The 14,700-nt window shown below is 62.5% G+C and carries 10 protein-coding genes and 1 tRNA gene; 8 read left to right on the forward strand and 3 right to left on the reverse strand.

The features are described from left to right. Positions 1-46 precede the first annotated feature (46 nt). Positions 47-2,470 (reverse strand): TIM-barrel domain-containing protein, encoded by a 2,424-nt coding sequence (locus C8K18_RS03525; RefSeq protein WP_107706666.1) that lies wholly within the window; start codon positions 2,468-2,470, stop codon positions 47-49. Between the two features lie 18 nt (positions 2,471-2,488). Next, the gene (locus tag C8K18_RS03530; protein ID WP_006053087.1) at positions 2,489-3,775 is read right to left on the reverse strand and encodes an MFS transporter; all 1,287 of its coding nucleotides are present in this window, start codon (positions 3,773-3,775) and stop codon (positions 2,489-2,491) included. Positions 3,776-4,381: 606 nt separating this feature from the next. Here C8K18_RS03530 and C8K18_RS03535 point away from each other — a divergent pair. From C8K18_RS03535 to C8K18_RS03560, 6 genes are all read left to right on the forward strand, one after another. After that, positions 4,382-4,729, forward strand: a complete 348-nt coding sequence (locus C8K18_RS03535) for a hypothetical protein (RefSeq protein ID WP_006053088.1) — start codon at positions 4,382-4,384, stop codon at positions 4,727-4,729. 341 nt (positions 4,730-5,070) lie between these two features. Beyond that, complete coding sequence (locus tag C8K18_RS03540) at positions 5,071-6,897, forward strand: extracellular solute-binding protein (protein ID WP_375135802.1); 1,827 nt, start codon at positions 5,071-5,073, stop codon at positions 6,895-6,897. A gap of 63 nt (positions 6,898-6,960) precedes the next feature. Next, positions 6,961-7,998, forward strand: a complete 1,038-nt coding sequence (locus C8K18_RS03545; protein ID WP_053858284.1) for a microcin C ABC transporter permease YejB — start codon at positions 6,961-6,963, stop codon at positions 7,996-7,998. Next, a complete protein-coding gene (locus C8K18_RS03550) occupies positions 7,998-9,104 on the forward strand; it encodes an ABC transporter permease (RefSeq protein ID WP_006053091.1) in 1,107 nt (368 codons plus the stop codon). The genes C8K18_RS03545 and C8K18_RS03550 overlap by 1 nt, the downstream gene beginning before the upstream one ends. A gap of 2 nt (positions 9,105-9,106) precedes the next feature. Beyond that, positions 9,107-10,753, forward strand: a complete 1,647-nt coding sequence (locus C8K18_RS03555; protein WP_107706668.1) for an ABC transporter ATP-binding protein — start codon at positions 9,107-9,109, stop codon at positions 10,751-10,753. A 137-nt stretch (positions 10,754-10,890) separates the two neighbouring features. Beyond that, a complete protein-coding gene (locus C8K18_RS03560) occupies positions 10,891-11,556 on the forward strand; it encodes a C40 family peptidase (RefSeq protein WP_107706669.1) in 666 nt (221 codons plus the stop codon). 121 nt (positions 11,557-11,677) lie between these two features. Here the strand turns inward: C8K18_RS03560 and C8K18_RS03565 are convergent, their stop codons facing one another. After that, the gene (locus tag C8K18_RS03565; protein WP_006053094.1) at positions 11,678-12,628 is read right to left on the reverse strand and encodes a patatin-like phospholipase family protein; all 951 of its coding nucleotides are present in this window, start codon (positions 12,626-12,628) and stop codon (positions 11,678-11,680) included. 421 nt (positions 12,629-13,049) lie between these two features. Here C8K18_RS03565 and gltX point away from each other — a divergent pair, with 421 nt between their 5' ends. Continuing rightward, positions 13,050-14,459: a glutamate--tRNA ligase gene (gltX, locus tag C8K18_RS03570; protein WP_107706670.1), complete on the forward strand. Its 1,410-nt coding sequence runs from the start codon at positions 13,050-13,052 to the stop codon at positions 14,457-14,459. Positions 14,460-14,597: 138 nt separating this feature from the next. Beyond that, positions 14,598-14,673 (forward strand) — tRNA-Ala (locus C8K18_RS03575). Positions 14,674-14,700 lie beyond the last annotated feature (27 nt).

Consider the following 14,700-nt stretch of genomic DNA (forward strand, 5'->3'; position numbering starts at 1 on the left):
TTTCGGTGTTTTCGGTGTTGTGTGATGCAACGGAATAGCGCGCGTTTCAGGGCGCGAGGGAAATGGTCAGGCATCGCCAGCCGTCGGCGGATTCGTCGTTAAGCAGCGTGCCGCGTGTGCACGTGACCGGTCGCGTTTCGTGTGCAGGCACGAACAGACGGACTTCGTTCTGCGTGTGCGGCATCGCGCCTTCGCGTTCTATGGCAACGCGCAGCGTCGCGGCGTCGCTCGCAATCGTCACGTTCCAGCGGCCTTGCGCGCCCGAGCGCCAGGCTTCGCTTTCGCCGTCGTCTTCGATCGAGCCGCCATTTGCTGTGCCTGCGCCCAGGTAAGGCACGGCGATGAACGCGCGTTCGTCGGCGGATTGGCCGAAGTGCTGCTCGGCAATGTTCAATGCGATCACACTGCCTTCGCGCAACAACATGACCGGTTGCTCGAACGGTGCGGGCAGCGTGACGCTCTGGCCGCCGTCGAACGATTCGCCGCTCCAGTACGACACCCAGCGCGTTCCCGTGGGCAGATAGACGTCGCGCGTCGCTTGACCGGCATCCACTACGGGCGCGACCAGCATCGACGAGCCGAGCATCATGTCGTCGCCATCGACGAGACAACGCGAGTCATGCGGAAACTCGGCGAACATGGGCCGCAAAACTGGCTCGTAGGCACTGTGCGATTGCCAGAGCAACTCGTACAGATACGGAATCAGCCGATAGCGCAGCTTGATGAGCGCGGCGATCTGCGGAGTGACTTCCGGATACATCCACGGCTCGTTGACGGTGCCGTCGTCATTCCACGAATGGATGCTAAAGCGCGGCAGGAAGATGCCGAACGCGACCCAGCGCGCGAACAGTTCGGGACCGGGAGCGGGGCCCGAGAATCCGCCGATGTCATGGCCGCTGTTCGACACGCCGGACATCGCGAGCCCGAGACCCATCTTCAGATTGAAACGCAGCGTTTCCCACGACGTGTAGTTATCGCCCGACCACGTCTGAACATACCGATGCATGCCCACGCCGCCCGAACGCGAAACGAGAAAAGGCCTGCGTTCAGGGGCGAATTCGCGTTGCGCGTCGCGCGAGGCTCGCATCATCAACTGCGTTTGCAGCACCTTCGCCTGGTGCGCCGGATACGCGTTGCCGAAGCCGCGCGCGATGGCGTCGCGTGTCCATATCTCGAACTCGTTATTGTCGTTCCAGGTTGCAGCGATGCCGTGTTTCAGCAGGCTTTCTTTTACCCGCGACTTCCACCAGTCGATCGTGTCGGGATTGGTGAAGTCGAGGTACGCGCCGACTTCGTCCCAGAACTGCACCCACGCAGGCTCGCCGTCGCGCGACTCGATCAGCAGGCCGGCCTTCGCGGCTTCTTCGAACGCAGGGTGGTCTTGCAGCAGGCACGGCTTGATGTTCGCGCACAGACGCACGCCGTGTTCCAGGTAACCGTTGACGAAGCCGTCGATGTCCGGAAACTTCTCGTGATTCCAGTTGAAGACGTAGCGCTTCGGGCCGATCGACGTATAGCCCGACGACAGGTGGAACGAATCGCACAACACGTCGTGTTCGCTGCATCGTTCGATGAATTCGCCCATGCGTTGCTGTGCGTCCGGCGCGTCGGTGTAGCTCATCGTCGAGCCCGAATAGCCGAGTCCCCATTTGGGCATCCACGCGGGACGTCCGGTGAGCCACGTAAAGCGGCGCACCGCATGCAACGGCGTATCAGCCGACGCGATGAAGTAATAGTCGAGGTCGCCATGCTCCGCGACGAAATGGCGATAGTGGCCGTGATAGTTGTCGAGTTCGCGGCCCATGTCGAAGCGGCAATCGGCGAGCGTGTCGTAAAAGAGCCCGAAGCCCGTCGACGTTTGCGGCTGCCACGTCACGTAAAACGGAATGTGCTTGTAGAGCGGATCGGTCGTGCGCGCGTTGTAGCCCATCGCGTCGATATTGCGCATCTCGTACGACTGCTCCGCGCGATCGAGCGAGCCGGCTCGCTCGCCGAGACCGACGTAGATCTCGTCCTTGCGCCGCTCGACGTAGTGATAAACGCGCTCGTCCCACCAGCCGAAGTTGTACGCCTGCGTCTTGCGGTCGTTCATCACGCAATGCCATTCGGCGTCGCGCAGAATGTCCCACGCGCAGAAGCCGCCGTTAAGCGCCACGCGCAGACGGATGCACGCCGTTTGCACGACGAGTTGCGCGCCGTCGTTCGATACGTGAAAGGGCGGCGGCGTGAAGCCGCTCATGTCGCGGCGCTCGCGGCCTTCGAGCGCAACGTCTTCCGCGCCGGGCGCGATCGCCCAGGTGCGCGGGCCATGCAGTTCGCCGTCCGGCAACACCAGCACGCGGATGATGTCTTCGGCGAGTACGTAGAGTTCGATCCGGCAATTCGCGGGGGAAGCGAGAACGATGCGATTGCCTTCATGAGACGCCAGCGCGAAGCGCGGCGGATGCTTCAGATTCGTGATTGAGCGCATGATGAGTTCTCGATGAAATCACGCCGCTGCATTCGAGGCCGCATCGGCTTCGCGCGGACGTGCGTCGCGCGAAACGCCGCGCATCAGGATGATCAGCAGCGTCGCGCCGATGATGTCGAAAGCGCCGAGCGCGCCAAAGAGCGGCGTATAGCCGATGGTGTCCGCGAGCGCGCCCACCAGCAGCGAGAAGCCGAGGCCGCCGATCCACGCGGACATGCCCGCGAAACCCGCGACGGTGCCGACTTCGCCCGGATCGAAGACATCGGCGGCGAGCGTATTGACGAGCGCGGAGATCATCTGATGCGCAAAGCCGCCGACGCAGAAAAGTGCGATTGCTTCGTATGGCGAAGCAACGAGACCGATGCAGGCGGGCCCGAGCATCATCAATGCGCCGAGCGCGACGCCTGCAATGCGCGACCAGATCAGCGGCACGCGCAGATGCTTCATCAGGAACGGCGACAGATAGCCGCCGAACAGACCGCCCAGGTCAGCCGCGAGGAACGGCAGCCACGCGAACAGCGCGATCTGTTTCAGATCCATATGGCGCTGCGTGGCGAGGTAAAGCGGAATCCAGAAGCTGAAGGTCTGCCATGCGGGCTCGGCGAAAAAGCGCGCTTGCGCGATTGCCCAGAAGCGGCGCGTGCGCAGCACTTCGCGAATGCTGCTGCGCCGCGCGGCCGGCGGCGTCTGTCCGCTGATGATGGTTTGGCGTTCGGCTTCGCCGATGTGCGCATGCTCGGCCGGCGAACGGTACAGCGTATACCACGCAGCGGCCCATATGAAGCCGAGCGCGCCCGTCACGGCGAACGCGCTTTGCCATCCGTAACGAAGCGAGAGGAACACGACGAGCGGAGGCGCAAGCAAAGAGCCGAGCGACGTGCCCGCATTGAAGTAACCGACCGCAACCGACTTCTCGCGATTCGGAAACCATTCGGCGACCACCTTCATGCCGGCCGGAATCGCGACGGCTTCAGTGAGGCCCATCAGACCACGCAGCGCGGCAAGCGAGAACCAGCCGCTCGCGAAGCCGTGCAGCACGCCCGTGAGCGACCAGAGGCACGCAAAGAGGGCGAAGCCCAGGCGCAGACCGATCAGATCGATGATGAGACCGCACACCGGCTGCATGACCGTGTAGCCCACCTGGAACGCGCCGACCACATACGAGTACTGCTGCGTGCTCATGTGCATGAGCTTCATCAACTCGGGGGCCATCACGCCGAGCGCGTTGCGCGACAGATAATTGACGATCGTCCCAAGACATACGAGAGCGATGATCCACCAGCGCAAACCAATGATTGTCTTCAAAGTCTGTCTCCGTGCCCGCATGTCCGGTGGCCGGCCGCTGGCGCGGCAATGCGCGAATTCGAACATTTATCGGCGTTTAGTGTCAGTCATCGTATCACTGAGAAAGCTGTTTGATACTAGGGAAAACCATTGTTTGTGGCGCTGTTTGGCCAGATTTACCGTGGGTTTGTGGGATGACGCGGCCGCGTTGCCGCGCGAAGTCTGACGACTGCTTTCGTACGGAAGCACGATTAAAATGTTCTTTCGAACATGTAATGTTCATTGGCGATCGGCGTGGTCGCCGCCGTGCAGCGCCCGCTCATGCCCACGCGCGGCAGTAAGCGGGCAGGGGACCGCCGCCGGGCCGCAGGCGGTTTAAACGGCATAATAATTTGTCATCCTATGTATTTCGACGACTGCGGAGACCGCGCAAATGCAGGCATGCGCACCTTTGCCCTGGCTTTCCACTCACTGCGTTCACCTACTCGGGACCGCCCAGGATGTAACCGGAAGTAACGTCAGACCGATGCTGCGATCTTATGCATCAGTTATTACAAAGTTGAAATACGCGGCTTGCGGGGTTGCGCTATATTTCCGCCAACAACACATTCTTCCAAAGGGTGATCGATGAAGTCCGCTCGTTTTGTTCCGCTTCTTCTCGGGGTTATCGCGTTGGGCGCGTCGGGTGCAGCCATGGCCGGCGGCGTCAATATCGGTGTCAATATCGGCATTCCCGCGCCGGTCTACGTGGCGCCGGCTCCCGTTTATGCGCCGCCTCCGCCGCCCCCGCCGCCTGTCGTGTATCAGCCGGCGCCGGTGTATTACGGCGCGCCGGCCGTCGTGATCGGCTGGCATGGCGACCGCTACTGGGACGGTCGCCGCTACTGGGCGCGCGACGACTGGTATCGCCATCATCCGCCGGGCCGCTATGACTATCGCCGCGATCACTACGATCACGGCCGCGGCTGGCATTGAACGGCAGCCGCGAATCTTTAGCGTCGTTAGCGCCTTTAGCTTCAGCGACGAGACAAACCGAACCGCCCCAACGGGCGGTTTTTTTATGCCTTCGCGCGTCGGCGATGTGGCCAGCGAACCTACAGTTGGCGTGAGTTTATTCGGTAGAATTCCCTCACCACGCAATTGCCCACTGACCAAAGGCGCTTATGACAACTGGCTCGCGACGGGTTCCATCGCCTCGTGCGCTTCAATACGCTATCCAATACGTTATTCGACGCGTTACTTCGAGGCCCTCGCGTGTCGGTCCGACCGTTGCATCGCGGTCATCGCGCAAAGCCTGCGTCGCGATAGGCTGTGGGGTGGTCGCTGCGGTAGGTCTCTTCGCGGCGCCGCAGGCTCGCGCGGTCTATGCAATCGCGCAGTACGGCGAGCCCAAGTATCCGGCCGGCTTCAAGCATTTTGGCTACGTCAACCCGGATGCGCCGAAGGGCGGCACGCTCGTGCTGGCCAATCCGAGCCGCCTGACCAGCTTCGATAAATTCAATCCGTTCACGCTGCGCGGCAATACCGCGCCCGGCGTCGACCTGCTGTTCGAAAGCCTGACGACCGGTAGCAGCGACGAAGTGGCGTCCGCCTACGGCTTGCTCGCCGACGACATCAAGGTTGCACCGGACGGTCTGTCGGCCACCTTCCATATCAACCCGCGCGCGCGCTTTTCGAACGGCGATCCCGTTACCGCGGACGACGTCAAGTATTCGCTCGACACGCTCAAGAGTCCGCAAGCCGCGCCGCAGTTCATGTCGATCTTCGGTCAGATCGTGCGCGCGGTCGTCGTCGATCCGCAGACGGTGCGCTTCGAATTTCACCAGCGCAATCGCGAGTTGCCGTTGCTCGCGGGCGGCATGCCCGTGTTCTCGCGCAAGTGGGGGATGAAAGCCGACGGCAGTCATATTCCGTTCGATCAGCTCGCGTTTGAAAAGCCTATTGGCAGCGGTCCGTATCTGATCGAACGCTACGACAACGGGCGCACCATTGCCTACCGGCGCAACCCCGATTACTGGGGCGCGGCGCTGCCGGTGCGCGTGGGCATGTACAACTTCGATCGCATCGTCTACAAGCTGTATTCCGATAGCGTCGCGCGGCTCGAAGCCTTCAAGGCGGGCGAATACGATGCGCTCGTCGAGTATGTCGCGCGTAACTGGGTGCGGCGCGATGTCGGGAAACGGTTCGATAGCGGCGAACTGATCAAGAAGGTGTTCCCGCAGCACAACGGCACGGGCATGCAGGGCTTCATGCTGAACACGCGGCGGCCGTTGTTCCAGGACGTGCGCGTGCGCAAGGCGCTCGATCTCGCGCTCGATTTCCAGTGGCTGAACCGGCAGTTGTTCTTCAATCAGTACAGCCGTATCGACAGTTTCTTTGCCAACACCGATCTGCAGGCAAAGGGGTTGCCTTCGCCCGGTGAACTGGCGCTGCTCGAGCCGTGGCGCGCGAAGCTCGACCCTGCGGTTTTCGGGCCGCCGCCGAAGCAGCCCGACACCGATCCGCCGGGCTCTTTGCGCGCGAATCTGCTGCAAGCCCGCGCGTTGTTGCAAGAGGCCGGATGGACCTATCGCGACGGCGCGCTGCGCAACGCGAAAGGCGAGCCGTTCGAGTTCGAGATACTCGACGACTCCGGATCGGCTGGGCAAATGGAGCCGATCGTCGCGACCTTCATTCGGAACCTGAAAAAGCTCGGCATTACGGCAACGTTTCGCGTGGCGGACTTCGCGGTGTATCAGAAGCGCCTAGACGCGTTCGACTTCGATACCACGACGATTCGCATGCCCGACGTGCAGGTGCCAGGTTCCGAGCAGATCGAGCGCTTCGGCAGCAAGGCAGCGGATACCCACGGCTCGGACAACGTAATCGGCTTGAAGTCGCCGGCCGTCGATGCAATCCTGCGCGCGCTCGTGCAGGCGCAAACGCGCGAGCAACTGCTGGATGCGACGCATGCGCTCGATCGCGTGCTGATGCATGGCTATTATGTGGTGCCGCACTGGTACAGCGCGACGCATCGCGTGGCGTTCAAGCGCGGGCTGGCCTGGCCGTCGACGCTGCCCCTGTACTATGGCGCGGAAGGCTGGATCACGTCGACGTGGTGGTTCGCAGAGCCGCAAGCGGCGAGTCAGGCGAAGCCGCAGTAATCGACCGCATTGAACCCGCACGCTATCGTCATTCACACACCGCCCTCGCAACGGAACGCCGCCATGTGGAGCTACATTCTCAAACGCCTGCTGCTGATGATTCCGACTTTGCTCGGCGTGCTGACGCTGACCTTCGTGGTGATCCAGTTCGTGCCGGGCGGTCCTGTCGAACAGATGCAGCATGAACTGCGCAAGGGCGCCGAGGGCGCGGCGCCGTTCGGCCTGCGCGCGCACAGCGGCGTGGACGCGCAGCAGATCGCGCAACTCAAGGCGCTCTACGGTTTCGACAAACCGCCGCTCGAGCGCTATGTGCTGATGCTCAAGCGCTTCTCCACGTTCGACCTCGGACAGAGCTATTTCCGCCATCAGAGCGTGTGGTCGCTGATCGTGTCCAAGTTGCCGGTGTCGATCAGCATCGGTTTATGGACGTTTTTTCTCACGTATCTGATTTCAGTGCCGCTCGGCATTTCGAAAGCGGTGCGCAACGGCTCGCGCTTCGACATCGCGACGAGTCTCGTCGTGCTGATCGGTTATGCGATCCCGGGCTTCGTGCTCGGCGTGCTGCTGCTGGTGCTGTTCGGCGGCGGCACGTTCCTGCAGCTTTTTCCGTTGCGCAATCTCACGTCGGATAACTGGGCGCAATTGAGCGTCGTAGGCAAGGTGCTCGATTACCTGTGGCATATCGCGTTGCCGATCACGGCTTCGGTGGTGGGCAGTTTTGCGGTCGTCACGATGCTCACGAAGAATGCCTTTCTCGACGAGATTCGCAAGCAATACGTGCTGACCGCGCGCGCCAAAGGTCTCTCGGAGAAACGCGTGCTGTGGAAGCACGTGTTTCGCAACGCGATGTTGCCGCTGATCGTCGGTTTTCCCGCAGCGTTTATCGGCGCCTTTTTCACGGGCAGTTTGCTGATCGAGACGCTCTTTTCGCTCGATGGTCTCGGCTTGCTGTCGTACGAGTCGGTCGTGCGGCGCGACTATCCGGTCGTGCTCGGCACGCTCTATCTCTTCACGCTGATCGGCCTCGCGACGAAGCTCATTTCCGATCTTTGCTATGTGTGGGTCGATCCCCGCATCCAATTCGAACAACTGGAACGCTGATGAATCGAGCCCGCCTCTCAGCCGATGCAGCAGCGCGCGTCGAACCCGCGCGCGCGTTCGTCTCGCCTTCGCCCGCGCGCCGCATATGGCAGCGCTTTCGCCAACAGCGTCTTGGTTACTGGAGCCTGATCGTGTTCGTTGTGGCCTTCGCGGCGAGTCTCGCGGGGCCGCTTTGGTCGAACGACAAACCGCTCGTGGTGCGCTACGACGGCCATCTGTATTTCCCGCTTTTCAACACCTACGCGGAAACGACCTTCGGCGGCGATTTCCCCGCGCCCGCGGATTATCTCGATCCTTATATCAAGCAGCGTTTCGACGCACCGGGCAATTTCGCCGTGTATCCGCCGAACCATTACTACTACGACACGCTGAACTATTTTTCGAAAGCGCCGAACCCGGCGCCGCCTTCGCGTGAAAACTGGCTCGGCACCGACGACCGCGGCCGCGATCTGTTCGCCCGTCTGCTGTACGGCTTTCGCGTCTCGGTGGAATTCGGCCTCGTGCTGACTTTCATCGGCACGATACTCGGAATCGCGGCGGGCGCCGTGCAAGGTTATTTCGGAGGACGTACTGATATCGTCGGTCAGCGCCTGATCGAAATATGGAGCGCGATGCCGGAGCTTTATCTGCTGATCATTTTCTCGTCGATCTTCGAGCCCGGATTTATTCTGCTGATCGTGCTGCTTTCGTTGTTCGGCTGGATCGGTCTGTCCGACTATGTGCGCGCGGAGTTTTTGCGCAACCGTCAGCAGGATTACGTGCGTGCGGCGAAAGCGATGGGCCTGTCCAACTGGCAGATCATGTGGCGTCACGTGCTGCCCAATAGCCTCACGCCGGTAATTACGTTCCTGCCGTTTCGCATGAGCGGTTCGATTCTCGCGCTGACCAGTCTCGACTTTCTTGGCCTTGGCGTGCCTTCGCCGACGCCGAGCCTTGGCGAGCTGCTCGCGCAGGGCAAGGCGAATCTCGACGCGTGGTGGATTTCGTTGTCGACCTTCGGAGTGCTGGTCGCGATGCTGTTGCTGCTGACCTTCATGGGCGACGCGCTGCGCAACGCGCTCGACACCCGCATCTCCGATGCGATGCGCGCCGGAGGAAACCAGTGAGCATGCAACGGCAAACGAACGGACAGCAGCACGACGGCGGCGAAGCGGGGAGCCACGCGCCGCTACTGGAACTGGATCACCTTCATGTGAGCTTCGGCGAAACGGTCGCCGTCGACGACGTCACGCTGACCATTCGCCGCGGTGAGCGCATCGCGCTGGTCGGCGAATCGGGTTCGGGCAAGAGCGTGACGGCGCTGTCGATCCTGCGTCTGTTGAGCGACGCGCAGGTGAGCGGCGCGATCCGTTTCGACGGCGAGGATCTGCTTGCCAAGAGCGAGCGCGAGATGCGCGGCCTGCGCGGCTCGGACATCGCGATGATCTTTCAGGAGCCGATGACGGCGCTCAACCCGCTCTACACGATCGGCGAGCAGATTGCGGAGACGATCGTCGTGCACGACGGCGTGCCGGCAGCGGAAGCCCGCAAGCGCGCGGTCGCGCTGCTTGGACGCACGGGCATTCCCGAGCCGGGCAAGCGCGTGAACAGCTACCCGCACGAGCTTTCCGGCGGACAACGACAGCGCGCGATGATCGCGATGGCGCTCGCGTGCCGTCCGCGTCTCTTGCTCGCGGATGAGCCGACCACCGCGCTCGACGTGACGATTCGCGCGCAAATCGTCGACTTGCTGCTCGAACTGCAGCGCGACGAAGCCGAAAAGCGCGGCATGGCCGTGCTGCTGATCACGCACGACCTGAACCTCGTGCGCCACTTCGCGCAGCGCATCGCGGTGATGGAAAACGGCGTGCTCGTCGAAAGCGGATCGGTGGAGCAGGTGTTCGAGTCGCCGCAGCATCCGTACACGCAGCGGCTGCTCGCGAGCCGGCCGCAGCGCACGGTCGTGCCGGTGCTGCCCATTTCGCCCGTGCTGCTGGAAGCGCGCGGCGTATCCGTCGATTTCAAAACGAAGCTGCCGGGACTCGCCGGCTGGTTCCGCTCGGGGCGGTTTCGCGCGGTCGCCGACGCGACGATTGCCGTGCGGCAAGGCGAGACGCTTGGGATTGTCGGCGAATCGGGCTCGGGCAAGTCGACGCTCGCGATGGCGCTGCTCGGCCTGCAGCGCACCGCGCATGGCGACATCGAATTTCAGGGCAGGGCGCTCGGCAGCTACCGCGGCACGGAGCAGACGACGTTGCGCTCGAACATGCAGGTCGTGTTTCAGGACCCGTTCAGCTCGCTTTCGCCGCGTCAGACGATCGAACGCATTGTTGGCGAAGGGCTCGCGCTGCACCGGCCGCAGATGTCGCCGCAAGCGCGGCGCGACAAGGTGCTTGCCGTGCTGCGCGAGGTCGGGATCGACCGGACCGCGCTTTTCCGGTATCCGCACGAGTTTTCCGGCGGGCAGCGTCAGCGCATCGCGATTGCGCGGGCGCTCGTGGTCGAGCCGCGCATTCTGATCCTCGACGAACCGACCAGCGCGCTGGATGTTTCCATCCAGCAGCAAGTGCTGAAACTCCTCGCCGGACTGCAGCAGAAGTACAACCTCGGCTTCGTTTTCATCAGCCACGACCTGGCCGTGATCGGGGCGATGGCACACCGCGTGGCGGTCATGCAAAACGGTTCTATCGTCGAAAGTGGAGACGTTGAGAAGATCTTTGCGACGCCTTCGCACCCGTACACTCGAAAACTCCTGAAAGCCGCATCAGACCGCTGATTTTTCACCCTTTCACCAATTGAGTGCGTGTCTCGATTGTATTTTTCTATTTGTTTTGACACGTGAATACTTACTGGCTAGTATCGACCAAACTTTTTTCCGTAGACCCCTGATTCTTTAGCAAAAAATACCGACCAATGCAGCACAGAAATCTGACCCAGGCTTGCACGCGCGCCGTCGCCGGGATGTTCATTGGCGTCTTGATCGCAGCAGCTCCCGGCGCTTTCGCCGACGAAGTAAGCAGTTTCAATCAGAATGCCTCCTTTTCGCCGACTAACCCGGCGAATTCCTCGTCTTCCTCCAGTTCGCAATCGCTCGCCGGCAACACCGACAGCGGCGCCAAATCGTTTCTTTCCGGCATGGCCGGCAAGGCGGGCGACGTGGTCGTCGGCGCGCTGAACATGATCGGCGTGCGCTACCGCTGGGGCGGCAACACGCCGGACTCCGGGCTCGATTGCAGCGGATTCGTGCGCTACGTGTTCCAGGACACGCTGGGCATGGCACTGCCGCGCCGCGCCGAGGAAATGAGCCGCGTCGGCGAAAAGGTTCGCGTGAGCGACCTGAAGCCGGGCGACCTGGTGTTCTTCAACACGATGCGCCGCACGTTCTCGCACGTCGGCATCTATATCGGCGACAACAAGTTCGTGCATTCGCCTTCCACGGGCAGCACGATCCGCGTCGACGACATGGATAGCGGCTACTGGGAAAAGCGCTTCACGGGCGCACGCCGGATCGAGACGTCGTATCAGGAAGGCGAAGATCTGCGCAAGCGCGTGAATGCGACGATCGGCGGAAATAACTGATTCCGGTTCGCCGGCGGTTGTTGTGCAGATCCAGCGAAAAAAGCCTGCTTCTTAAAGAAGCAGGCTTTTTTGCGTGTTGCCCCTAAGCCCTTAGGCCCTTCGCCACTAAGCCCTTAAGCCCTTAAGCCGCCACCCGGCTCGCGGCCAGCTTGCGCTGCAACTCCGGCATGATCTTCGCGACGGCTTCCTCGCCGGCGAGAATCGCGGCGTTGCGTTGCGAGAAGTCGCTGCCGCTCATGGCCGCCAGATTCGGCCGGATCACGATGTCGGCGTATTTGTCGAGTTCGTACGCCTTGATCGTCTGGCCCATGATCGTGAAGGTCTGCATCAGCACGTCGAACGAACTGGCCGTGAGGCCGCTTTCCGGGCGCTGCGAGATGTCGACCGCGATCACGAAGTCCGCGCCCATCTTGCGCGCGAACGAGGCCGGCACCGGACTCACAAGGCCGCCGTCCACATATTCATGTCCGCCGATTTTCACCGGCTCGAAGATCGACGGCACGCTGCACGACGCGCGCACCGCAACGCCGGTATTGCCGCGCTGAAAAAGAATCGGCTGGCCGGTTTTCAGGTCGGTGGCGACGACGCCAAGCGGCTTGACCATCTTCTCGATCGGCCGATTGTTGAGCGTGGTGTTCAGATAATTCTGCAGCGCGATGCCTTGCAGAAAGCCACGCGTGCGAAACGGCATTGCCCAGTCGCTGATCGACGCTTCGTCCATGGTGAGCGCGAGCTTGTTGAGCGCAAAGCCGTTCATGCCCGACGCGTAGAGCGCGCCGACCACCGACCCGGCGCTCGTGCCGGCCACCAGATCCACCTGAATGTTGCGCGCCTCGAGCGCCTTGATCACGCCGATGTGCGCGAAGCCGCGCGCCGCGCCGCCGCCCAGCGCGAGCGCGACGCGCAGCGGCCGCTGCGGCTTGTCGAGCGGCGGCGCGTTCGTGGTGGGCGTGGCGGCGTTCGACGACACGCCGTCGATTTTGCTGCCGGCCGTGGTGCAGGCGGCGAGCACCGCTGAGGCGGCCGCGAGCGAAAAATGGCGGCGGCCGTAACGAGGCGACGAAGGTTTCAACGAGTTCTCCAGCAACGGCGTAAGCGGCGAAATGGGCGCCGCCAATTGCCGCGATCAGGCAAGGGTCAGGGACAAACCGGGGACAACACCGAAGACAGCGCCAGGGACAAACTCCACGCGGCCGCAAACAAAGCGGTTCCAGCGTGCTGACGGGTCCGCGCCCCAGCGCGCGCACATCATAAAGCAAAGCGGCGCGCTCGCGGCGGCGCGTAATGAAACGTTGCACGGACGCTTCCCTGGGCCCTCGCCAGGCCATTCGGACGAGGGCGGCCGGGCCGTCCGTGAAAGGTATAATTCGGCTCTTGCTTTGATTCCTTCGTGTCCGCGCGCGGCAGCCTTTGTGCCGTCCGGGCGCGCTTCGCTGCCGCGCCTGACGGGCGATGTCTGTCCGGCGCCGGCGCCCGTCTTCGAGTAACCGCTAATGACCACCTCCGTTCGCACCCGCTTTGCACCGAGTCCCACCGGCTTCATTCACCTCGGCAACATCCGCTCCGCGCTTTATCCGTGGGCGTTCGCGCGCAAGATGAAAGGGACCTTCGTGCTGCGGATCGAGGACACCGACGTCGAGCGGTCCACGACTGAATCCGTCGACGCTATTCTGGAAGGCATGGAATGGCTCGGCCTCGATTTCGACGAAGGCCCGTTCTACCAGATGCAGCGCATGGACCGTTATCGCGAAGTGCTCGCGCAGATGCAGAGCGCCGGGCTCGTGTACCCGTGCTACATGTCGACGGAAGAACTCGACGCGCTGCGCGAGCGTCAACGCGAAGCCGGCGAAAAGCCGCGTTATGACGGCACATGGCGTCCCGAGCCGGGCAAGGTGCTGCCCGAGCCGCCGGCGGGCGTGCAGCCCGTGCTGCGCTTCCGTAATCCGCTGACCGGCGTGGTCGCCTGGGACGATGCGGTGAAAGGGCGCATCGAGATTTCGAACGAGGAACTCGACGACCTCGTGATCGCGCGGCCGGACGGCACGCCGACCTACAACTTCTGCGTGGTGGTGGACGACCTGGACATGCGCATTACGCACGTCATTCGCGGCGACGACCACGTGAACAATACGCCGCGGCAGATCAACATTCTGCGCGCGCTCGGCGGCGAGCCGCCCGTCTACGCCCATTTGCCGACCGTGCTCAACGAGCAGGGCGAAAAGATGAGCAAGCGTCACGGCGCAATGAGCGTGATGGGTTATCGCGACGCCGGCTATCTGCCGGAAGCGGTGGTGAACTATCTCGCGCGCCTTGGCTGGTCGCATGGCGACGCCGAGATTTTCTCGCGCGAGCAGTTCGTCGAATGGTTCGATCTCGAGCATCTGGGCAAGTCGCCGGCGCAGTACGACCACGACAAACTCAACTGGCTCAACGCGCACTACATCAAGGAAGCGGATAACGCGCGCCTCGCCGGCCTCGCGCGTCCATTCCTCGCCGACCTGGGTATCGACGAAGCGACGATCGCGCAAGGCGCCGATCTGACCGCGGTGGTGGGCTTGCTGAAAGATCGCGCGTCCACGGTCAAGGAGATCGCCGAGAACGCGGCGATGTTCTATCGCACGCCGGCGCCGGATGCCGAAGCCCTGGCGCAGCACGTGACCGATGCGGTGCGCCCGGCGCTCGGCGAACTGGCCGCCGCGCTGAAAACGGTCGAGTGGACCAAGGAAGCCATCGCCGCCGCGCTCAAGGCAACGCTTTCCGCGCACAAGCTGAAGATGCCGCAACTGGCGATGCCGGTTCGTTTGCTGGTGGCGGGCACGACGCATACGCCGTCGATCGATACGGTGCTGATGCTGTTCGGCCGCGAGGTTGTCGTGAGCCGTATCGAGAAGGCGCTGGCTTAAGACGCGGAAGGGCGCAAGCGCATTCGTCCGTGCATTGAGATGGTTTGCGTGCGAGTTCGGAAAAAAGTCGCACGCAGTTGCTCAAAGGGTATTTACAAAGCGCAAAACGGCCTCTAGAATCTCGTTTCTGTTCTGCAAGGGGGTATAGCTCAGCTGGGAGAGCGCTTGCATGGCATGCAAGAGGTCAGCGGTTCGATCCCGCTTACCTCCACCATCAGAGCAGAGTGAAGTCGTTCCGAAG

Origin of the sequence: Paraburkholderia sp. GV068 (assembly GCF_003058125.1) — a bacterium.
GTDB classification, from domain to species: Bacteria; Pseudomonadota; Gammaproteobacteria; order Burkholderiales; family Burkholderiaceae; genus Paraburkholderia; species Paraburkholderia graminis.

Excerpts from the sequence above, each read along its gene's own strand:
- C8K18_RS03525 (WP_107706666.1), bottom strand. The coding sequence starts at position 2,470 with ATGCGCTCAATCACGAATCTGAAGCATCCGCCGCGCTTCGCGCTGGCG.
- C8K18_RS03535 (WP_006053088.1), top strand. The coding sequence starts at position 4,382 with ATGAAGTCCGCTCGTTTTGTTCCGCTTCTTCTCGGGGTTATCGCGTTG.
- C8K18_RS03545 (WP_053858284.1), top strand. The coding sequence starts at position 6,961 with ATGTGGAGCTACATTCTCAAACGCCTGCTGCTGATGATTCCGACTTTG.
- C8K18_RS03550 (WP_006053091.1), top strand. The coding sequence starts at position 7,998 with ATGAATCGAGCCCGCCTCTCAGCCGATGCAGCAGCGCGCGTCGAACCC.
- C8K18_RS03555 (WP_107706668.1), top strand. The coding sequence starts at position 9,107 with ATGCAACGGCAAACGAACGGACAGCAGCACGACGGCGGCGAAGCGGGG.
- C8K18_RS03560 (WP_107706669.1), top strand. The coding sequence starts at position 10,891 with ATGCAGCACAGAAATCTGACCCAGGCTTGCACGCGCGCCGTCGCCGGG.
- gltX (WP_107706670.1), top strand. The coding sequence starts at position 13,050 with ATGACCACCTCCGTTCGCACCCGCTTTGCACCGAGTCCCACCGGCTTC.